The sequence below is a fragment of the Bartonella sp. B10834G3 genome, from assembly GCF_016102505.1.
Lineage (GTDB): Bacteria > Pseudomonadota > Alphaproteobacteria > Rhizobiales > Rhizobiaceae > Bartonella > Bartonella choladocola.
The window spans coordinates 26,470-49,047 of sequence record NZ_JACFOM010000005.1 but is presented as its reverse complement, the minus strand read 5'-3'; the positions used below and the strand labels follow the sequence as shown (position 1 = coordinate 49,047).

12 protein-coding genes are annotated in these 22,578 nt (G+C 46.6%); 7 read left to right on the top strand and 5 right to left on the bottom strand.

Annotated elements, in window-relative coordinates; all coding sequences use genetic code 11:
* Window positions 1-267: 267 nt before the first annotated feature.
* Window positions 268-3,567 carry a DNA translocase FtsK gene (locus H3S94_RS11970; protein ID WP_246791218.1) on the bottom strand — a complete coding sequence of 1,100 codons (3,300 nt, stop codon included), beginning with the start codon at window positions 3,565-3,567 and terminating at the stop codon, window positions 268-270.
* A gap of 160 nt (window positions 3,568-3,727) precedes the next feature.
* Window positions 3,728-7,396 carry a trifunctional transcriptional regulator/proline dehydrogenase/L-glutamate gamma-semialdehyde dehydrogenase gene (gene putA, locus H3S94_RS11220; RefSeq protein ID WP_198241130.1) on the bottom strand — a complete coding sequence of 1,223 codons (3,669 nt, stop codon included), beginning with the start codon at window positions 7,394-7,396 and terminating at the stop codon, window positions 3,728-3,730.
* 176 nt (window positions 7,397-7,572) lie between these two features.
* Here putA and H3S94_RS11215 point away from each other — a divergent pair, with 176 nt between their 5' ends.
* Window positions 7,573-8,043, top strand: coding sequence for an Lrp/AsnC family transcriptional regulator (locus H3S94_RS11215; protein WP_198231726.1), 471 nt, complete (start codon window positions 7,573-7,575; stop codon window positions 8,041-8,043).
* A gap of 113 nt (window positions 8,044-8,156) precedes the next feature.
* Here the strand turns inward: H3S94_RS11215 and proP are convergent, their stop codons facing one another.
* Window positions 8,157-9,647 (bottom strand): glycine betaine/L-proline transporter ProP, encoded by a 1,491-nt coding sequence (proP, locus tag H3S94_RS11210; RefSeq protein ID WP_077993844.1) that lies wholly within the window; start codon window positions 9,645-9,647, stop codon window positions 8,157-8,159.
* A 494-nt stretch (window positions 9,648-10,141) separates the two neighbouring features.
* Between proP and H3S94_RS11205 the strand changes: the two genes are divergently transcribed.
* From H3S94_RS11205 to rpoH, 6 genes are all read left to right on the top strand, one after another.
* Complete coding sequence (locus tag H3S94_RS11205) at window positions 10,142-10,774, top strand: hypothetical protein (RefSeq protein WP_198241129.1); 633 nt, start codon at window positions 10,142-10,144, stop codon at window positions 10,772-10,774.
* A gap of 327 nt (window positions 10,775-11,101) precedes the next feature.
* Window positions 11,102-12,532 (top strand): aldehyde dehydrogenase family protein, encoded by a 1,431-nt coding sequence (locus H3S94_RS11200; protein WP_077993846.1) that lies wholly within the window; start codon window positions 11,102-11,104, stop codon window positions 12,530-12,532.
* 86 nt (window positions 12,533-12,618) lie between these two features.
* Window positions 12,619-12,816 (top strand): hypothetical protein, encoded by a 198-nt coding sequence (locus H3S94_RS11195; protein WP_198241128.1) that lies wholly within the window; start codon window positions 12,619-12,621, stop codon window positions 12,814-12,816.
* A 509-nt stretch (window positions 12,817-13,325) separates the two neighbouring features.
* Window positions 13,326-14,756 carry an aldehyde dehydrogenase family protein gene (locus H3S94_RS11190; protein WP_198241127.1) on the top strand — a complete coding sequence of 477 codons (1,431 nt, stop codon included), beginning with the start codon at window positions 13,326-13,328 and terminating at the stop codon, window positions 14,754-14,756.
* Window positions 14,757-14,841: 85 nt separating this feature from the next.
* Complete coding sequence (locus tag H3S94_RS11185) at window positions 14,842-15,840, top strand: RluA family pseudouridine synthase (protein WP_198241126.1); 999 nt, start codon at window positions 14,842-14,844, stop codon at window positions 15,838-15,840.
* Between the two features lie 166 nt (window positions 15,841-16,006).
* Complete coding sequence (rpoH, locus tag H3S94_RS11180) at window positions 16,007-16,936, top strand: RNA polymerase sigma factor RpoH (RefSeq protein ID WP_077993848.1); 930 nt, start codon at window positions 16,007-16,009, stop codon at window positions 16,934-16,936.
* A gap of 349 nt (window positions 16,937-17,285) precedes the next feature.
* Here the strand turns inward: rpoH and H3S94_RS11175 are convergent, their stop codons facing one another.
* Window positions 17,286-19,253 (bottom strand): hypothetical protein, encoded by a 1,968-nt coding sequence (locus H3S94_RS11175; protein ID WP_198241125.1) that lies wholly within the window; start codon window positions 19,251-19,253, stop codon window positions 17,286-17,288.
* 194 nt (window positions 19,254-19,447) lie between these two features.
* Window positions 19,448-20,740, bottom strand: coding sequence for an adenylosuccinate synthase (locus H3S94_RS11170; RefSeq protein WP_077993850.1), 1,293 nt, complete (start codon window positions 20,738-20,740; stop codon window positions 19,448-19,450).
* Window positions 20,741-22,578: the final 1,838 nt, after the last annotated feature.

Here is a 22,578-nt window from a genome sequence, read left to right as displayed (position 1 = left end):
TTGTTCTTTTACAGGAAAGAGCCGAGAGTTTCAAAAGGAATCAGGAAATATCGTTATCAGCGTTTATAAATTTTTGCCTCGCTCTTCGGCTATCGTTCAAACATATGCCGAATTTCGTCGTTTTTTTTGGAAGATTATCAATCACCTCTAATATTTAAAACGGTGCTATCCATTTTTTAAAAATAACGGGATTTGATCTCTAAAAAGCAAAAAGGTGCAGACATCACTGTCTACACCTTCTCGCGAATTATTCCGGCCACTGAATTATCAAAATTCATGACCATGGTTTAGCAGAATTTCACGTTTTCCCACATGGTTGGCGGGACCAACAATGCCTTCAGCCTCCATGCGTTCAACCAATGTCGCGGCCTTGTTGTAACCGATACCCAAACGGCGCTGGATATAGGATGTTGAACATTTTTTGTCGCGCATGACAACTTTGACCGCTTGCAAATAGAGTTCTTCGACATTTTCTCCCGCACTGCCTGCGGCCACAATATCGGCAATGGAATCGGCGTCCTCGATAGATTCTTCTTCGTCTTCGCCATCCGTCACCGTTGCCAGATAATCGGGTGTGCCTTGTGTCTTTAAATGTGCCACAACATGTTCGACTTCTTCATCCGAAACAAAGGGGCCGTGAACACGAACAATCCGGCCACCGCCTACCATGTGGAGCATATCGCCCTGCCCCAGCAATGTTTCTGCACCTTGTTCGCCGAGAATCGTTCGGCTATCAATCTTGGAGGTAACCTGAAATGAAATACGGGTCGGGAAATTCGCCTTGATTGTACCGGTAATAACATCAACCGAGGGGCGTTGCGTTGCCATGATAAGGTGAATTCCCGCAGCACGCGCCATTTGTGCCAAGCGCTGGATTGCACTTTCGATTTCTTTACCGGCAACCATCATCAGATCGGCCATTTCATCAACAATAATGACGATATAAGGAAGGCGCGAAAGATCCATTGCCTCTTCATGATAAAGCATTTCGCCGGTTTCCTTGTCGAAGCCGGACTGGACACGACAGGTAATGGTTTCGCCCTTTTCGGCAGCCGCACTGACTCGCTGGTTGAAGCCGTCAATATTGCGCACGCCGAGTTTTGCCATTTTGCGATAGCGGTCTTCCATTTCGCGCACCGCCCATTTCAACGCCGTTACAGCCTTTTTCGGGTCGGTCACTACCGGAGTGAGAAGATGCGGTATACCGTCATAGATAGACAGTTCAAGCATTTTCGGATCAACCATGATGAGGCGGCATTGCTCCGGTTTCAAACGATAAAGCAGAGACAAAATCATGGCGTTGATTGCCACCGATTTACCCGAACCCGTGGTACCGGCAACAAGCAGATGCGGCATTTTTGCAAGTTCTGCAATGACCGGTTCACCGCCGATATTTTTACCCAGAGCAAGCGGAAGCTTGTAATTGCTATCCTGAAATGTCTTGGACTGGATAATCTCGCGTAAATAAACGGTCTCGCGCACTTTATTCGGCAATTCTATGCCGATAACATTGCGCCCCGGAATAACTGCAACACGTGCGGAAATGGCCGACATTGAGCGGGCAATATCATCAGAAAGACTGATAACGCGCGACGATTTGACACCGGCTGCCGGCTCGAATTCATACATGGTGACAACCGGCCCCGGACGGACATGGATGATCTCGCCTTTTATACCGAAATCTTCCAGCACGCTTTCAAGAAGTCCGGCGCTGCGTTCGAGTGTTTCCTGAGAAATCACCGCACCATCTTTATGTTCCGGCTCCTGCAAAAGGTCGATTGAAGGGAAAATATAAGAATCGTCGCTTTGGGATTTCGGGCTCGGAATAAAAGCCGGATTGAGCGTGCGGAACGGCGCAGAAATCGTCGCTTTTGTTGCCATTGGCGCAGTTGTTGCATCTTGCGCGGTCGTTGCGACTGGAGCTGTTGTTGCAATTGGCGCAACAGCTTGCGATTTTTCCTTTTGTTCGGGAGCCTTTTCTTCTCCGCTCTGCTGGGGCGTTACAGCCTGTGAAAGCGATTGACCGGAGGGAGCATCGGCGGTTTTTACCGGTTCAATGTCTTCAATAATTCCGGCAGATGGAGCAATTGGCTGTTGCTGCGCCGACGGGGAAGCGGTAGCCGGATTTTGCGGTGCTGCTTGGGATATAGTAACGCTAACAGGTTCACTCGTTTGCGCGTCACCGGCCGTATTTTGCAGATTCTTCTCGACACCCGCATTTTCAATAACCACTTGCCCCTGATTATTGAAGCTGGTGACAACAGAATTGTCAGGCAATGGTGTTACGACTTGTAGAACAGGCGTTTCAGTCAATCGGGGAGTGATTGCCGGACTGACACTTGATAAGGATACATTTTCCGTTACCGCTGTCTGATTGATGATTGATTGCGGTGTCGCGTCAAAGATAACTGTATTTGTATTTTCTACACCGGTTCTCGCCGATGTTTCGGGCGTCTGAACCGCCGCATCATGTGCAACCGGAGTTGCAGCCTCTGATTCAGTACTTGTCGACTGAGTAACATCGGGTGTTGCCACCTGCTGTTCTAATGGTTCTTCCGCTTTTTCTGTTGATTTTTCAGAAACACTTCCATGCTTTTTCGGGAAACGGCATTCCAGCACCCGATAAAGGTCGGCAATAGATTTTTCCTCAACTTTCAAGCCGCTTTTTTCTTCGCTTGCATTGCCCGTCATTAAAGTGGAAGCCACTGGCGGTAATTGGGAAGCAGACGACGTGATCGCCCCGTCAAGTGACATTTTTTGTACAGTCACAACGGGCTTCTTTTCAACCGCAACAGGAGTTGTATCCATTATAGGCGGAATTACGTTCGTGCTTGTTTCCTGAGCGATGGTGTTTTCACTTTTAAGCGGCGTTTCAACTGCTCGAGGCTCGCTTTCATTTTGCGGCATGAACGTTGCCAGTTTTTCCAGAATATCCGGCCCGCATTCAAAAAATGCCGAATCGGAAAGATAAAACGGTTTTATATCGGCAGGCTCATTGATTTCGGATGCCTGTTTTTCTACTTCGACCACCTTTTCTACTTCGGCCACCGCTTCTTGCATAGAAGTTTCATTCCGGATTTGAGCAGAACCACTATTTTGAGGGCGGGTGTAAACAGATTTGACGCTATAATTCTGTTCGATATTTTTGCGTTGGACAGAAGCAATTACTTCGTCTTGCAAGGAGCGAACTTGAGTCTTTCCCTGCTCCAAGGGCGTGGTTCCGGCAAGTGTAACCGATTCTTTATTTTCTGAAGGATCCTCTTTCAAGGCCACGTTTTCACGCTTTTGCCTTTGTTCAAGCTCGAAAGCCTTCAATTTTTCCGCAAAATCGGGATCATTTTCAACCCGTTTGCGCACAAGCTCGACTTCCGGTGTGCGTGTGAAACGTACATTCTGGCCGAGGGCAAAAGCCTTTTTCCATATAGTGGGATATTGCGTTTGTGATGGCGCGCCAGAAACCGCTTCATCTGGCTTTGTAGTGGCGCCAGAAGCTGGTTTGGCAACAGGATTTAAAGAGACCGGATTTGTTTTCAGATTACGCATGGCACTCAAACTGGATTGCGGCAATTTTTAAAGATTGCCTTTTAACGAAACTCATTTTTTCAACGTTAAAGTGCGAAAGTTAATAACCTTTTTCCAAAGTCGCTTTATCAACAAAAAAACCACCGGAACGGATATTCCGGTGGTAATGACTATATCTGCAATCAGCAATAATCATTGCCGGTCTTCAGCCGATTGTCATCAGGCTTGCATTGCCCCCTGCTGCGGCTGTGTTCACCGAAGTCGAAACTTCTTCAACGAGATAACCGGGGTTATAGGGCACTTCACCTGATGCAAGCTCCTCGCTTGTTGCCGCTTGTGTCAGAATTATCGGGCCTGAAAGGGCTGCTATAATTTTCTGTTTTTCTATAATGCTATTTTCATCGCCTTCAATGAGCGCACCCGCATAAGGCCCGTCGGCATTCAAATTTTCTGTCCATTTGACATTCGGTAAAAGCTGCTTTGGCAAATCCGAAAGCGATTGTTGCAATTTGCAAGCCGCGTCAATCACGGCAATATTGCCGGTTGCAAATGTCGCTGCAAGCTGCCGGTAAAGCCCGCTTTTTGTTTGCGGAAACAAGAGAATTTTTCCGCGGCTATGAAGGGAATAGACATTGCTTTCCCCAACCGGCCCCGGCAAATTGATGGCGACGCCAAGCGGTGACTTGCCGCTTAATAATTTTGCAAAAGCTGCATCGGATGATTCTCCGTTTTTTTGAAGCCAATCGGCAAAACTGTCGATGAGTTCATTTTTGCTTTGCCCAACAGAAAATTGCGGATCGGGAGCCTGTTTGACGAGGCGGCCGATATATAAAGGCCCACCGGCTTTGGGGCCGGTTCCGGATAATCCCCTTCCGCCAAATGGTTGCGAGCCGACCACCGCGCCGATGATATTGCGGTTGATATAAATATTGCCTACTTGAATATGGCTTGAAACATAATCGACAAAATCATCCAGTCTTGTATGAAGCCCGAATGTCAGACCATATCCTGTTGCATTGATTTCGTTGATGAGCTTTTCAATATCTTTGCGTTTATAACGCACAACATGCAAGACCGGCCCGAAGACTTCACGCTTCAATTCGCCAATCGAATCGATCTCGATAAGAGTGGGGCTTACATATGTTCCCTCTTTTGCAATATCGGGAAGGGAAACTTGGGTCACTTTATGGCCCATAGCGCGCATTGTTTCGATATGCGTTTCGATATTATCCCTGGCTTCTGCGGTAATCACCGCGCCAATATCGGTACCGATAAAATCGGTGCGTCCGATACGCAATTCCTGCATTGCGCCTTTAAGCATGTCCAGAATGCGGTCGGCCACATCTTCCTGTAAACACAAAACCCGCAAAGCCGAACAACGTTGGCCTGCACTGTCAAAAGCCGAGGCGATAACATCTCCCACAACCTGTTCGGCAAGTGCTGACGAATCGACAATCATGGCATTCTGCCCGCCGGTTTCGGCAATAAACGGAATGGGTTTTTTATCCTTATTAAGGCGGGTTGAAAGTTCTTTCTGGATGAGACGTGCAACTTCGGTCGAGCCGGTAAACATAACACCTGAAGTCGCTTTCTCGCCAATAAGTGCCGCACCGATTTTTCCATCTCCCGGACAAAATTGTAAAACGTCCTTCGGGATTCCCGCTTCATGCAATATGCGCACACCTTCAGCAGCAATAAGCGGTGTTTCTTCGGCCGGCTTTGCCAGAACGGTATTGCCCGCCGCCAATGCAGCCGATAATTGACCGATAAAAATCGACAACGGGAAATTCCACGGGCTGATACAAACTATCGGCCCCAAAGGTTCTTCATTGCCTTTAAAAGTGGTGCGCAACTGTCCGGCATAAAAGCGCAAGAAATCAATTGCTTCTCTCACTTCGGCAATAGAATTCGGAATAGATTTTCCGGCTTCTCTTGCCGCAAGCGCCAGAAGTGAAGGCATACGTGCCTGCATAAGATCGGCTGCTTTTTCAAGAATTTCGGCGCGCGATTGATGGGAAGTCTTTGCCCATGATGAAAACGCTTTTTCAGCATGTGAGACCATCTTTCTGGCTTCACTTTCATCAATCTCGATAACCTCGCCCACTTTGTCGCGATGATCTCCGGGATTAACGATTGGGCGTGATTTTGCGCCCTTTCCGACATTCGCCGGTGCTGCTTGCCAGCTTAATGCTGAACTTTTCTCAAATTCTTTCGAGAGTTCTGCAAGCACAGTTTCGTTCGATAAATCATAGCCGTCGGAATTGCGGCGGTCTTTCCCGAAAAGATCGGCAGGCGAAGCAATCTTGTCATGCTGGGCACCGGGAACAGGCATATTACGCACAACATCCACCGGATCCACAACAAGTTCATCAACCGATATAGACTTGTCGGTAATGCGGTTGACGAAAGAAGAATTGGCACCATTTTCCAACAACCGCCGCACCAGATAAGCAAGCAAAGTTTCATGTGTTCCGACCGGTGCATAAAGGCGCGCGGGACGCTGCATTTTATCTTTGCCTACGACCTCGTCATAAAGCGGTTCCCCCATGCCGTGGAGACACTGGAACTCGAATTGTTCGACAGTATATTTATCAGGCCCCGCCAGATGATAGATCGTTGCCATGGTTTGCGCATTATGCGTTGCAAATTGCGGAAAAACAGCATCGGGAGCGGAAAGAAGTTTTCGGGCATTGGCAACATAGGAAACATCTGTATAGACTTTACGCGTATAGACGGGAAAACTTTCAAGCCCGTCAACCTGAGCGCGTTTGATTTCAGCATCCCAATAGGCACCTTTGACAAGGCGCACCATCAACCGATGATGACTGCGGCGGGCAAGATCAATGAGATAATCCAGTACAAACGGGCAGCGACGGCCGTAAGCTTGCACAACAAAGCCGATACCGTTCCACCCGTCAAGATCAGGATCGAAACAAAGGCTATCCATAATATCGAGTGAAAGTTCGAGCCGGTCGGCTTCCTCGGCATCTATATTGAGGCCGATATTGTAATTTTTACACAGCAAAGCCAATTGTTTGACGCGCGGCATGAGTTCGCCCATCACACGGTCGGCTTGCGAGCGGAAATAACGGGGATGAAGTGCCGACAGTTTAATGGAAATACCCGGCCCCTCATAGACGCCGCGCCCGTTCGAGGCTTTGCCGATAGCGTGGATAGCCGTTTCATAATCGCGATAATAGCGATCGGCATCGTCAGCCGTTGTGGCGGCCTCTCCCAACATGTCATAAGAATAACGAAACCCGCGTGCTTCCAGCGGTTTCGAGCGCTCCAGCGCTTCGTCAATGGTTTCGCCGCGCACAAATTGTTCGCCCATCATGCGCATGGCCATATCCATTCCTTTGCGGATAACCGGCTCGCCACAACGCGCGATAAGACCTGTCAAAGAGGAAGACAGTTCCCCTTCCCTGACACTCGATGATAATTTGCCGGTAACCACAAGTCCCCAGGTCGCAGCATTGACAAAAAGCGATTTTCCACCACCCAAATGCGCTTTCCAGTCACCGCCTGCTACCTTGTCGCGAATGAGAGCATCACGGGTTGCTTTGTCGGGAATGCGCAACAGCGCTTCTGCCAGACACATAAGCGCCACACCTTCCTGCGACGACAAGGAATATTCGTGAACCAGACCTTCAACGCCATTGCCCTTATATTTTGCCCGCATTGTTTCGATAAGGTGACGGGCTGTGGCAGCAATGTCTTTTTTGGTTTTTTCGTCAATTGTTGCTGCTTCGAGAAGCGGCTTCAAACATTCGGTTTCCGGACGGCGATAGGCCGCAGTGATTTTTTTGCGTAGTTCGCTCTGCTTGGAGATCGGAGGCGCAAATTCGGCAAAAGGTTTTTGTGTTCTGGTCATTATTTCATTCCACTCTGAATAAGATTTCGAGAACTTGAAAAAGATTGGGGGATATGTATTTAAAGCTTGTTATGCCGCGATCATAGCACCGGCTATAGTTTACTTCTTGCATAAAAAACGGTATTTTTTAGCGTTTTTTCTTATTTTATAGCTATCTATTGGGGTTTTTTACATTAATGGAAGAAAAAAATAGTGAAATTGACCGCATTGATAATCGTATTATTGATGCGCTTGTTGAAAACGGCCGTATATCTATTACCGAACTTTCCGAGAAAGTCGGCCTATCCAAAACGCCTTGCCAATTGCGTTTGAAAAGGCTTGTCAATGAAGGCTATATCACCGGCTTTCGTGCCGTTCTTAACCCTGCAAAAATGGGACTTGAACATATTGCTTTTGCGGAAGTGAAACTTTCCGACACAAGAGAAGAAGCTTTGCGGGCTTTCAACGCCGCCGTTAAAAAAATACGGGAAGTGGAAGAATGTCACATGATTGCAAGCTCGTTCGACTATCTTTTGAAAGTGCGAACCAGCGACATCAAGCGTTACCGTATTGTTCTTGGCGAAAAAATTTCGACCTTGCCCTATGTGGCAAGTACATCCACCTTCGTCGTTATGGAAAATGTGGTTGATGCCGGTTTCAGACGCTGAATGATAAGCCGGAAACCTCCGGCACCTGCCCTGTATCTGTCAGGTCGGCCAACGGGCTTGGAGGGCAAAAAGCCGGTTGGTCGTCAACAGACCGCAACAAACACATTTTTCAATCAATTGAGTTTCGGGTGTTGATCGACAAGATTTTGTCTCTGTTCCTCAAGGTCGGAGATTTTGTTTTCAATCTCGTTGACCTGATCTTCGATATAATCGAAATGTTCCTGCAAAACTTCTTTTGCTTCGGTTTTGGATGAAGCAACCGGCGTTGCGTCTTTTAACGGGCGATTGGCCGTTTCGGGCATTTTGACTGCTGCAATAAAGCCGAAAACCGCAACCACCATAAGATAATAGGCCGGCATATAAAGAGATTGTAAAGTTTCAACAAGCCAGGCTGCAATGGGAGGCGTAAGACCGGCAATCAACACCGCAATATTAAAGCAGATTGCAAGCGTTCTGAAGCGTACATCTGTCGGGAAAAGTGCCGGAAGGATAGAAGCCATAACACCAATGAAACAGCAAAGAAGAACCGCAAGAATGGCAATTCCCCCTGCAATCATAAACACATTGTGATGCATAACCATATAAAAAGCGGGAATTGCGAGAAAGAATTGACCGACAGAACCTATAAACAGAAACGGTTTGCGACCGATTTTATCGCTTAAAAAACCGACAAGCGGTTGCACCAGAAGCATGAAAGCCATAACAACAATGATAATAAGAACACCATGGTCATAGCTGTAACCGAGATTGACGGATAAAAAGTTCGGCATATAGGTGAGCAACATATAATAGGTCGAGTTCACCGCAACCACCAAAAGACAACTGATAACAATGCCGTTGAGGTTTTCCTTGATGATCGTACCGACAGATGTTGTCTCGACTTTTTCCTGTTCTTCTGCCTCGATCGAATTGTTATTTTGGGCTTCATAAGTGGGCGATTCATCCAGTGATTTTCTCAAAAAAAGACCGATTAACCCCAGCGGCAGTGAAATGAAGAAGGGGATACGCCAACCCCAATCGCCCATTGCATCCTGCCCGATCACAAGAGAAATCGTCGACACCACCAGAGCACCGACGAGAAAACCGGCAATGGAACCGAAATCAAGCCAGCTTGCCATAAAGCCGCGTTTTCTATCCGGTGAATATTCGCTGACAAAAACCACCGCACCGGCATATTCGCCACCAACGGAAAGCCCCTGTATGATTTTAGCGAGCAGCAGCAAAAGGGGCGCAAATACCCCGATTGTCGCGTAAGAGGGAATGAGGCCGATGGCAAATGTGCTTGCCGACATCAAAATGATTGTAAAAGAGAGAATGTTTTTGCGACCGTATTTATCGCCAAGATAACCGAAAATGGCGCCGCCCATCGGCCGGAACAGAAAAGGAATGGAAAAGGTTGCAAGCGAGGCAATCAACTGAACCGATTGGGGAGCGGAAGCAAAAAACGTGTGTCCGATAATGACTGCCAGAAAACCGTAGACACTAAAATCGAACCATTCAATGGCATTTCCAAGACCGGCGGCGCATATAACTTTTCGCAGCTCTTTATTTCCGACAATTGGAATATCTTTGACAGTGAGTGGTTGTAGTGTCGTTTCTGACATATGTTCTTCCTTCTTCCTGATATGTCTTTTTTAAAGCCCGCATTTTTTCTGCGCGCAAAACATATCTCTTCATCAATAAGCGTGCGAATGACGCGCAAATGAAGACCGTTGCATTACCAAATCTCACGATGTTGAGGTTTGCCCTTTTCCCGAATAAAAACAAACAGATTCGCTTCAATCAAATCTTCCGTCAAACAAAACCGAAAATTTGATAAAGGGCTAAAGACGATTGGATAATTGCCCACAACAACGATAAAGTTTATCGTAAAAATTAGGGTCGGATCAATAACCGTCAACCAAAATCACATATATGAGGGGTATAGTATAATAACATAAATTAAAAATAACAACCCGACCGCTTAAGAAGGAACTTTTGATGTGGATATATCCTTTCAACTGTGAGGTGTGGAAAAGCATATTCCGTCTGTTATCATCTTATAATTAAGAATTCTGTTTTATAATTCGGCCCGAATGAAATTGACGATGACCAAGCCATGGAAGAACTGATCTATATATTGCCATTTGACCTGCACGGTATCGAGATCGTCGTTACGATACTCATAATCGCGTTGGTATTGTTCTCTATCGTCATGAGGCTCCTGAAAGTACCACAGAAACTCATGGTGATTGCCACCGGTGCTCTTGCAATGAGTGCCTATATGGCTTTCCAGACCGAAGGGCCAAGCCCGATCCAGCCATTAATCAACCTTGCCCAACGCCAAAAACAGCTTGATCGGCAATTCAAACACAGCGTGCTGAAGTTCGACGTTGTAACCTTGACCCATGTTAAAGTGCGCGCGCATTCGCTTACGCTGACTTTGAAAACGAACGAGCCTCTTGCCGAAGGTTCCACAAAAGACGATCTTGAGGCCTATGCCAACAGTTATCTCAATAAAAATCTCGGCCAATATTGCCGAATTCTCAAGGCCGAACAGGCGCTTCCCTACCGTAAAACCAATCAACGATATTTTGATTTGACGATCAATTCCTATTACGTCAAATTTATCGACGCAAACCGAACTGCAAATATGGAAATTCCCGTATCAAGTTGTGAGAACAGGATAATAACAAGCCCGACAAACGGAACAGGCCCGACAACCGGAACAGGCCCGACAACCGGAAAATAGATCTTGCCAAAAACCGGAAATTGAAAATCCGGAAATTGCAGGCATGGATTTTATGAAAACGGATTTCAGGACGTTAAGGTTTAAATAAGCGCATTTTTGGACTTGTCCGGTTTTGTGCTTGTCTGACACCGATAATTCTGAAAAATTGGGTTTCCTACAAACCGGCTTGATTTTTCAAAAACCGGAATTTTCAAAAAGCCGGTTTGTTCGCACATACCGGAATGGCATATTTTTAACATAAAAGTTTTGCCGACATCAGCGTCTTATCGCTTTGGATAGAGGTGAAACGGATATAAACGAGTTGGCGAGGACTTGAAGGGATAAACTATGTTGGATAAACGCAAATTCTATATAAATGGTGCATGGGTGGAACCGGTTGAAGCACGCGATTTGGAGGTCATTGATCCTTCAACCGAAGAAGTTTGTGCTGTCATCAGCAATGGCACCGAAAAGGATGCCGATCGGGCCGTCGAAGCAGCAAAAGCAGCCTTTGAAGGGTGGAAACACACCGACCCGCAAAAACGTTTGACTTTTGTCGAAAAGATATTGGCCATCTATAACCAGCGCAAAGGCGAGATGGCAAAGGCAATTTCGACCGAAATGGGTGCGCCTATCGATATGGCTATTGAACAGCAGGTCGGTGCAGGCGGTCGCCATATTGAAACATTTATCGACAGTTTTTTACATTTTTCATTCCAGTCCGAACTTGTCAAAGGTCATAAAGATAGTGCTTTACAATATGAGCCTATCGGCGTCGTCGGTCTCATTACGCCATGGAACTGGCCAATGAACCAGATTACTTTGAAGGTCATTCCGGCATTGCTTGCCGGTTGTACCATGGTTTTGAAGCCGTCGGAAATTGCACCTCTTTCCGCTTTGCTTTTTGCCGACATCATCGATCAGGCAGGGGTTCCGAAGGGTGTGTTCAACCTTGTCAACGGCGATGGTGCGGGTGTCGGTACACGTCTTTCCGGCCATCCTGACATTGCAATGATAAGCTTTACCGGCTCTACCCGCGCAGGCAAGGCAATTTCCAAAAATGCCGCCGACACATTGAAACGTGTGGGGCTGGAGCTTGGAGGCAAAGGCGCCAATCTGGTTTTTGCCGATGCCCGTGAAAATGCTGTCAAATGGAGTGTTTTAAGGTGTTTCAATAATAGCGGCCAGAGCTGCAATGCACCGACCCGTATGTTTGTCGAGCGTTCGATTTATGAAAAAGCCAAAAAAACGGCGAAAGAAGTAGCAAATAATGTCAAACTTGCTGTGGCAAGCGAACACGGTAACCATCTGGGACCGGTTGTATCCAAAGCCCAGTTTGAAAAAATCCAAGGCCTTATCCAGTCGGGTATCGACGAAGGTGCAACACTTCTTGCTGGCGGAACGGGTTTGCCCGAAGGCATCAATCACGGCTATTTTGTTCGCCCGACTGTTTTTGCCGATGTCACACCGAATATGAGAATTTTCCGCGAGGAAATTTTCGGGCCGGTTCTGTCGATGATTCCTTTTGACAGCGAAGAAGAAGCCATAGCGATGGCCAATGATACAGATTATGGCCTGACCAACTATGTCCAATCCGAAGACAAGGAAAGATGCCACCGCGTTGCCACAGCATTGCGTTCCGGCATGGTTGAAGTCAACGGTTTGACCTTGCCGAAGGGAAGCTATTTCGGTGGTGTCAAATATTCCGGCCATGCCCGCGAAGGTGGCATCTGGGGAATTACAGAATTTCTTGATACCAAAGCCATCTCGGAATGGTAAAATAAAATGATTGTTTCCGGCAAGAAGGCGATGACTTTTTGCCGGAAATGCAAATTTACGACTTTCGCATATGAGCAGGATAAAATTTGATCAGACTGGTAAGTGATGACTCGGCCGAAGGCCAACGTGTCGACCAATGGCTGGCAAAAAAATGTCAGGAAATGTCGCGTTCGCGCCTTCAGGCACTCATTCGCGAAAAGCAGTTGAAGATCAATCAAAATCTGGTTTTAGGGACAAAAACCCGATTGAAAACCAAAACCGGAAACCATATTGAAAAATGGTAATATCATCGAAGTTAGGCTTACCGAAGCTAATTACCGCACGCTTGCAAGGCGAAGCAACAGACCTTGATATGTTCGATGAAACTGATGATTTTATAGTTATCAACAGAAAGGCCTTGTTATCCATTCCGGCAAGAGCAACGAGACAGAAACAATCGCCAATGCGGTGGTTCCCCCCTCTGGTTTTTCGCTTTCCGATATAGCCCCTCTTTAAAAGGTCGTTCGGCTTATAAGGCCGTTAAAAATTTACCGTATTTATAGTGTTTTAACGGGGCTTTCTTGTATCTTGTCTTCTCGCGGCTTTTTTAAAAAACAAACGACAACACTTTAATAGCTATGATCGCAGTCTAAATAATAGGAGCAATCGTATTTTTTAAAAAGCCGTTTGCACGGAAATACCGGCTCTTCTATTTTTTTGAACGACAGACGTTTTTCCAATGTGGATGTCTTGGGGCTTCGGGAAAAGGAAAGCCGATAAGATATTGCCCTGAGTGGGCCTTAAAAGGATAAATATGTTAGATAAACGCAAATTTTATATAAATGGCGCCTGGGTTGAACCAGCCGAGGCCCATGACCTCAAAGTAATTGACCCGTCCACGGAAGAAGCTTGTGCTGTCATCAGCAATGGCACGTCAAAGGATGTCGATCGTGCAGTTGCAGCTGCAAAAGCAGCCTTTGAGGGATGGAAGCACACCGACCCGCAAAAACGTTTGACTTTTGTTGAAAAAATATTGGCCATCTATAACCGGCGCAGAGGTGAAATGGCAAAAGCCATTTCAACCGAAATGGGTGCCCCCATTGATATGGCCTTGGAACAACAAGTCGGAGGCGGCGCTTACTTTATCGAAGGCTTTATTGATAGCTTTAAGCATTTTTCGTTTGAGACAGAACTTGTCAAAGGTCACAAGGATAGCGCGCTTCAATATGAACCAGTCGGGGTCGTCGGTCTCATTACACCATGGAATTGGCCAATGAACCTGATCAACCTGAAGGTTATTCCGGCATTGCTTGCCGGTTGTACGATGGTTTTGAAGCCGTCTGAAATTGCTCCGCTTTCCGGCCTATTATATGCCGATATTATTGATGAGGCGGGTCTTCCCAAGGGCGTGTTCAATCTCGTCAATGGTGATGGTGCCGGTGTTGGAACATGTCTTTCCGGACATCCTGACATTGCAATGATAAGCTTTACCGGTTCGACCCGCGTTGGCAAAGCAATTTCCAAAAATGCAGCCGACACATTAAAACATGTTGATCTGGAGCTTGGTGGTAAAGGTGCCAATCTGGTTTTTGCCGATGCCCGTGAAGATGCTGTCAAATGGAGCGTTCTAGCGTGCTTCAACAATAGCGGACAAAGTTGCAATGCACCAACACGTATGTTTGTCGAGCATTCCATTTATGAAAAAGCCAAAAAAACGGCGAAAGAAGTAGCGAATAACGTCAAACTTGCTGTGGCAAGCGAACACGGGAACCATCTCGGACCGGTTGTATCCAAAGCCCAGTTTGAAAAAATCCAGGGCCTTATCCAATCGGGTATCGACGAAGGTGCAACGCTTCTTGCCGGTGGAACGGGCTTGGCTGACGGTTTCAAGCACGGCTATTTTGTCCGCCCGACCGTTTTTGCCGATGTCAAACCGGATATGAGAATTTTCCGTGAGGAAATTTTTGGGCCGGTTCTGTCGATGATTCCTTTTGACAGTGAAGAAGAAGCCATAGCGATGGCCAATGACACGGATTATGGGCTGACCAACTATGTCCAATCCGGAGACAAGGAAAAATGCCACCGTATTGCCACAGCATTGCGTTCCGGCATGGTTGAAGTCAACGGTTTGAGCTTGCCGAAGGAAAGCTTCTTCGGTGGTGTCAAATATTCCGGCCATGCCCGTGAAGGTAGTATCTGGGGAATCAAGCAATTTCTTGATACCAAAGCCATCTCGGAATGGTAAAATAAAGTGACTGTTTCCGGCAAGAAGGAGATGACTTTTTGCCGGAAATGCAAATGACGACTTTCGCATATGAGCAGGATAAAATTTGATCAGACTGGTAAGTGACGATACAGCCGAAGGCCAACGTGTCGACCAATGGCTGGCAAAAAAATGTCAGGAAATGTCGCGTTCGCGCCTTCAGGCACTCATTCGCGAAGGACAATTGAAAATTAATCGGATTCCGGTTCTGGAGCCGAAAACCAGATTGAAAAGTGGCGATTCAATCGAGTTTTCTTTGCCGGAACCGGTTGCTGCGCGCCCACAAGGTGAAGCAATAGATCTTGATATTCTCTATGAGGATGACGATCTTATAGTTATCGACAAGCCTGTAGGCCTTGTTGTCCATCCCGGCAACGGGAACGAGACGGGAACAATGGTCAATGCTCTCATTCACCATTGCGGCTCTTCGCTTTCGGGTATTGGTGGCGTGAAACGCCCCGGAATTGTTCACCGGCTGGACAAGGATACGAGCGGGGTCATGGTGGTCGCCAAAAATGACCATGCCCATAATATGCTGAGCCGCCAATTTGCCGACCATGGCCGACAGGGTGCGCTTGAGCGGAGCTATCAGGCTGTCGTTTGGGGTGCTTTCGAGCGACAAACCGGCGTGGTTGACACCTATCTTGGACGTTCATCGCGTGATCGCACGAAAAGAGCTGTTGTCTCGCCAACACAGATGGATGCCCGCCATGCGATTACGCATTATAGGGTCATAGAAACATTCGGGGGCAACAATGAAAAAGAAGCGATTGCAAGTCTGATCGAATGCCGTTTGGAAACAGGCCGCACACACCAGATCCGTGTGCATATGGCCCACATCGGCCACCCTTTGGTCGGCGATCAGGTTTATGGTGGTGCTTTCAAAACCAAAGCCAACATATTACCCGAAGAATTGAAAGCAATTGTCAGCACTTTCCCGCGACAGGCTCTTCATGCCGCGACACTTGCCTTTGAACATCCATCCAGCGGGAAAATCATGCGCTTTACGAGTGGCCTGCCAACTGATATGCTCGACCTTATCGGGGCATTTCGGAAATTTAGGTGAAACTATTCTGGCTTTGGCGGGTTTGTTTGATGGAACGTCAACCTGACATCTGCTTGTTTCTTAAAAAGGCCATATAGAAGGTGTAATATGCTTGTTACATCCTATTCTAAAAGGATATTTTTCGTTTTCGCCTATGACGGGAGAACGCGCTAAAGGAGGGTGCTTTATGGCCCAGACAAATTTACCATCAGTTGCCAACGGTGATGGGGGACTTGCCCGGTATCTGGAAGAGATACGCAGGTTTCCTATGCTGGAGCCGCAGGAAGAATATATGCTTGCAAAGCGCTATCGCGAGCATAACGACCCGAAGGCAGCACATAAACTTGTTACCAGTCATTTAAGACTCGTTGCGAAAATTGCAATGGGTTATCGTGGTTACGGGTTACCGATCGGCGAGGTTATTTCCGAGGGGAATGTCGGCCTGATGCAGGCTGTCAAACGTTTCGAGCCGGAACGCGGTTTCAGACTTGCCACTTATGCTATGTGGTGGATCAAGGCTTCCATTCAGGAATATGTTTTACGCTCGTGGAGCCTTGTTAAAATGGGCACCACCGCCAATCAGAAGCGGCTGTTTTTCAATTTAAGAAAAGTCAAAAGCAAAATTCAGGCTCTGGACGATGGAGACCTCAATCCTGAACAAGTGAAAGAAATTGCAACCCGCCTCAATGTCAGCGAGGATGATGTCATCTCGATGAACCGTCGTCTGTCGGGCGACACATCGTTGAATGCACCGATCCGTGCCAGCGAAGGTGAAAGCGGAGAATGGCAGGATTGGCTGGTTGATGATTCAAGAAGCCAGGAACAGCTATTGATCGAAGAGGACGAGCTTGAAAATCGCCGTGCCATGTTGGAAAAGGCTATGGATAGCCTGAACGATCGTGAAAAAAAGATTTTTAAAGCCCGCCGTCTGTCCGATGATCCTGTCACTCTGGAAGAGCTTTCGACCGAGTTCGGAATTAGCCGTGAGCGTGTTCGTCAAATTGAAGTGCGTGCTTTTGAAAAAGTGCAAAACGCAGTCAAAGCAGAAGCTATTGCCCAAAAACATGCGCTTTTACCGACCACACAAAAGAAAATTGCATCGGCAACTGCGAAGTAAAATGGCTTGAACAGCGTTTCAAGCTTTTTGATTTCGCTTTTAAAGCAATAAGAATAAAAACGGTAGAATTTCCTCTCGATCCGGCAAATCAAAAAGGCTCGCAAGAGCCTTTCTGTTTTTAATGTTCAGCCGTGACGGGAGTGAACCAATCATCGTGAAAGCAACAGCAAAAGATACTATTGCCATTCTTAAAGCTGTAACCGGAATTTTATCGCCCGCATCCGGTTATTGTCTTTTCTTTGCTTTCTACCAATTGCCGGAAGAGTGAACTGTAAGGTCAATTGTTTGCCGACAGGCCATGAAGAATTGAGCTGGATGTCGGGATTAAGAGGAAAACGAATAGAAGATATTATTCGGTATCCTCTTCCCCTCCATCGGTTGCCTCACCGTTATCCGGTGTCTTACCGCTATTTGTTCCTTCAATATTCAAATTCGATTGATTATCCTGCGACTGACTATCAGGATTACCTTCCCCATTATGACCGGTTTCGCTGTTTTCACCGGAATTGCCCTGTGGCGCAACTCCACCATTTCCGCCTTCCTCACCTCCCTGATTATCGGTATTTTTAGTGGTAGAATTCTGCTTCTGATCGTAGAGGGTAGGCTTGTTGTTCTGGTTCAACCAGCTATCGATAACCTGATTGAAAATAGTTTCACCATTTGGTCCTTTGGAAAAAGTCAATTCCGAAATACGGCTGTTTTTGTCGGTAATAACCAGCCGGATCCACCCCAATTGCTTCATAAGTTGCAAGTTGCGATCCCTGAACGGATTGGCACCACTTAATGCAAAGAGGAAGAAATCATCGTCGATCTTCGCCTCGACTGTTCCAGTCAACTGTTGTCCGGGAGCCTGTTCGCTATCCTTGAATGTCAATTCATGAACATTGTCGATTGCCTTGCCTTCAAAATCATCGGGGACAATAAAAATAGCTTCAATAAGATAGGCAGCAGGTAATGACGGATCCGTATTGCGCCGGATCGTCAACCTTAAAGATAATTTCTCGTCGGGAATTGTAACATTGCCGCGCACCGCAAGTTCTTCCGGATTTTGCGCATTGGCTTTGTCCTTGACCAAAGACCATTGAACTGTACCTGTCTCGACTTTTTCGTCCTTCTGATAGGTGCGCGCCTGATAGAATGTTGCCTCTCCGGCTTGTTCCTGCTGGTTTGCGGTTCCGGTTGTGCCAGCCGATGTTGACGTGCCTTCGCCCGGTTTGGCTGCCGCTTTCGCAGGGCCTTCATCAACTTCGCTGCCATCCTCCAGCAATCGCTGTGTGAATTTTTCTTTGGGTTGTTCGCTCACACTGTTTCCGGCAACATGTTTTTCCGCTTCATGTGATTTGTCTTTGCCTGAAAGGAAACTCCAGGCTGTCAAAAGAACACCGGCCACCACAATAATGACTGCTGCACTTGACAGACCGATCACAATCGCCCGCTTTCGCGCAGCACGACGTTCCGTACGGCGGGCAGCTTGCACAAAAATATCCGAAACAATATCATAATCGCCATTTTGTTGATTATTGCCCAAGGCTTTCGCCGATTGTTGTTCTTTTTCGGCTTGTTCTTCCAAAGCCTCTTTTTCAGCCGCAATAATGGCTTCCATGTTGACCGGTTCGGCATCCGGCACTGTTTTATAGGCGCGATAATTGTCGGGTTGTTGTGCTGCCACAGTGGAAGCGTCTTCCGACCTGCTGTACGCTTCTTCCTGTTTACCCGACCCTGACGACGGGATTTCACTATTTCGGGAAACGGCTTCGCCGGAAGCAACGGGTGTTTCCCTATGGCTCACATGTTCTTTATTTTCATTTCTGCTTTCATGATGGGCTTCTCCTCGTGAAGCATAAAACCGGTTATCAGCCCCCCCGACCGGAATTTCTCTTTCATGATTTGTTAGAGAAGCGGCAGACTGTTCTTCCCGTTCCAAACGTTCAGGAACCTGCCCGTGGACATCATTGCCCGCATTTTCATGCGAAAACGGAAACGGGTGTGCTGACGTTATATTTTTTTCGATTTCCGGATTGTTTATTGCCGGTTTTGCAAAATCGGTATCAGGTGCCGGTGAATGTTCATCCGGTTTCCTTACCATGATGGTAGAAAGCAATTCCTGTTCAACCGCGACATAGTCGGCTTCAACACTTTTGATAGCATCATCAAGTGCTTTCATTTGTGCTTCAGCAACGTTTTGAGGAACATTGGTCTCGGCAAGTTTCCGCTCGACCGTTTCACGTGCGCGGGCATAAACCCGCGCCCGCAACTGTGGTGTGGGATTTTCCTGAGCGTCGATCGTCTTTTTCAATAAACCTGCGAAATTCGCCATCGGTTTTTTGCTTTCTCATATTTACAACAACCGGCAACCGATTAATCGGTCGGTTGCTACCGATTGTTGACCAATATTGTTCTTAAACAACTCTATCCGGTAAGCTTATATTTTGAGACTAAATAAATATAGCCTTATAAAACAATCGTCAATTTCTGACATCTTCGCATAAAGTCAAGAAAAATAACGTCATTTTACCTGTCTTCAAACGGATCCGTCACAAGAATTGTATCCAAGCGTTCCGGACTCGTTGACAAAAGTGCTACCGGAGCACCGATCAATTCTTCAATATGACGAACATATTTTACGGCTTTTGCAGGCAATTCTGCCCAGCTTCTTGCGCCGGCAGTGGTTTCTTTCCAGCCTTCCATTGTCTCGTAAATAGGTTTCAGGCGGGTCTGTGCGCCCATGGAGGAAGGCATATAGTCGATCTTTTTGCCATCAAGCTCATAGCCGACGCACAATTTGATCTCGTCAAGCCCGTCAAGAACATCAAGCTTTGTCAAAGCAATGCCGTTAATGCCGCAAACAGCAATCATCTGGCGCAACAATACCGCATCAAACCATCCACAACGACGCTTGCGTCCGGTTACAACGCCATATTCATGTCCGTGTGTTCCGAGATATTCGCCTGCTTCATTTTTCTGTTCGGTCGGAAACGGGCCTTCACCAACGCGCGTGGTATAAGCCTTGGCAATTCCCAGAACATAGTTGATTGCCCCCGGCCCCATGCCCGATCCTGTCGCAGCCTGACCGGCAATCGTATTGGATGAAGTCACATATGGATATGTGCCGAAATCGTTATCAAGAAGCGCGCCCTGGGCGCCTTCAAAAAGAATGCGCGAACCGGCGCGACGCTGTTCATCAAGCAACTTCCATGTGCGATCCATAAAGGGAAGAATGTCGGCGGCGACTTCCATCAGTTCGTCATAAAGTGTTTTCGGGTCGATTTCAGGTTTTCCCATGCCGCGGCGAAGCGGATTGTGGTGGGCAAGCAGACGTTCGATTTTCGCCATCAAAGTATCAGGTTCTGCAAGATCCATCACGCGAATGGACCGACGGCCGACCTTATCTTCATAGGCCGGACCGATGCCGCGTTTTGTCGTACCGATTTTGAGACTCGATGTGGCATCCTCACGCGCTGCATCAAGATCGCGATGAAGCGAAAGAATGAGCGGTGCATTTTCAGCAATACGCAAATTGTCAGGTGTAATTTTAATCCCCTGATCTCTGAGTTTTTTCAGCTCTTCAACAAAATGGTGCGGATCAACAACAACGCCATTGCCGATAATTGACAGTTTTCCACGAACAACGCCCGACGGGAAAAGTGACAACTTGTAACTTGTTCCATCTATAACCAATGTATGTCCGGCGTTGTGTCCGCCTTGATAGCGTACAACAACATCTGCACGCTCGGATAACCAGTCAACAATCTTGCCTTTTCCTTCGTCGCCCCATTGTGCGCCGACAACCACTACATTGGCCATAATTTTCTCCGTCCTATGTGAAGGTTCTTTTACCTTCCTTCAGAAATAAACGGTTTTCTTATACCGAACTCTATTGGCGAGTGCGACTCCTCTTTTGTGCTTTTACGCCAAAAAATTTTGTACTTTTATGCCGGAAAATTATGTCGGAGAATGAATTATTCCGGATAATCGCCCCATATTGATTCCGCTTAAAAATCGGGTTTGCTAGAACCGCTTTTTAAGCCCGTGATTTTTTATCAGGGAGAAAAACAGGAAAAGCCGAAAAGATAACCCGACATCGTCCTCCTTATTTCCTCGATTTTCTCCCTCTATCCCCTCTTTTGTCCCTCTATCCGCGCCTTCGTCCCTCTATCTGCTTCCTCCTTTCTGCGTCTTTGTTCCGCTATCCGTGCCGTTATCTTATCCGTGGCTGCTGTCTTGTCTCCGCCTCTTTGTCCCTCTTTCCGCCTCCTTGTCCGTCTATCGCAGCCTAAATCCAGCTATCCGCGTCGGCATCTATCTGACGGCGACGGCTTCTCCTCCATCTACGCTTTTTGTCTATATATCCGGATAACCGCGTCTTTGTTCTTCTAACCGCGCTGTTATCAATCTACGTCTTTCTATCCGTGGCTGCTGTCTTGTCTCCGCCTCTTTGTCCCTCTTTCGGCCTCCTTGTCCATCTATCGCAGCCTAAATCCAGCTATCCGCGTCGGCATCTATCTGACGGCGACGGCTTCTCCTCCATCCACTCTTTTTGTCTATATATCCGGATAACCGCGTCTTTGTTCTTCTAACCGCGCTGTTATCAATCTACGTCTTTCCATCCGTGGCTGCATCCCTCTTTGTTCCACTATCCGCGCCGTTGTTTATCTATGTCTATCTATCGCAGTCTAACTCAAGCTATCCGCGTCTGCGTCTAACTGGTGACGCCCAACTCCATCCATCCACGGTTTTGTTTTTCCCTCCCCTTAACCTATCCTCACATTTTCATTCGGTCCGTTTTTCCGTTCCCGTTTCTGCTTTTCTTTTAAACCTCGCCGCTTCAACACCCGTAAACGCCCATCACGGAATTCCATTCGATTTTTTAAGAGCAAAAAATCGTTCATTCTTTCTTGCTTTATAACGCTGCATCTTCTGTTTCACCCGTAACACCACTTGTTCTGTATCGCCCTTTAACACCGCTCCTTCTGCATTACCCGATGATACCCGCCTCTTCGCGCCTGCTGGTAATAGTGGCCTTTTTAACCGTGGTGATATGAAACTTTCCATCTGATAAAGAAGACCGGCTATGAAGACCGTTTTATTCTTTCAATCTTTTTAAATCGATTTAAATTATAAATGACGTAACTTTAGTGATTCCCTGTTCAATTGTTCCCTATTGGGACAATATTTTTCAAAACTGCGGTTTCACTGTTAAAAAATTTTTGAAAAGGGTATTTTTGCGCGCTTGCACAGGCTAAAAAACTGAACATTGTTCAACAATCGGTGATAATTGTAGGACGACACAAAAAAGTTTTATTATCCTATTGTTTTTAATGATTTTTTTGATTTATAAATTATTTAATCGGCAAAATACGAGGTCAAAAATAGTGCAGTCAAAAGCCAAAAAAGACGACAAAAACATTTGTTTATTTAATTTGTTTATTTAAAAAGAAATGAAAAAATTTAAATTATTTAAAAAAAATTATTTTTTAAAAACAATTGGTTAGTCATCTATTGCCTTGGCATTCAATGTTGTTTGGTGTTTCTTTTTAAAAACGAATGCCGCCGGTTAACATTGTCTTTTTCGTCTTAACCATTTATTCGTATTTAATTGTGGATTGTTCAATATTGAAATTAATTGAACTCACAACGAAAAC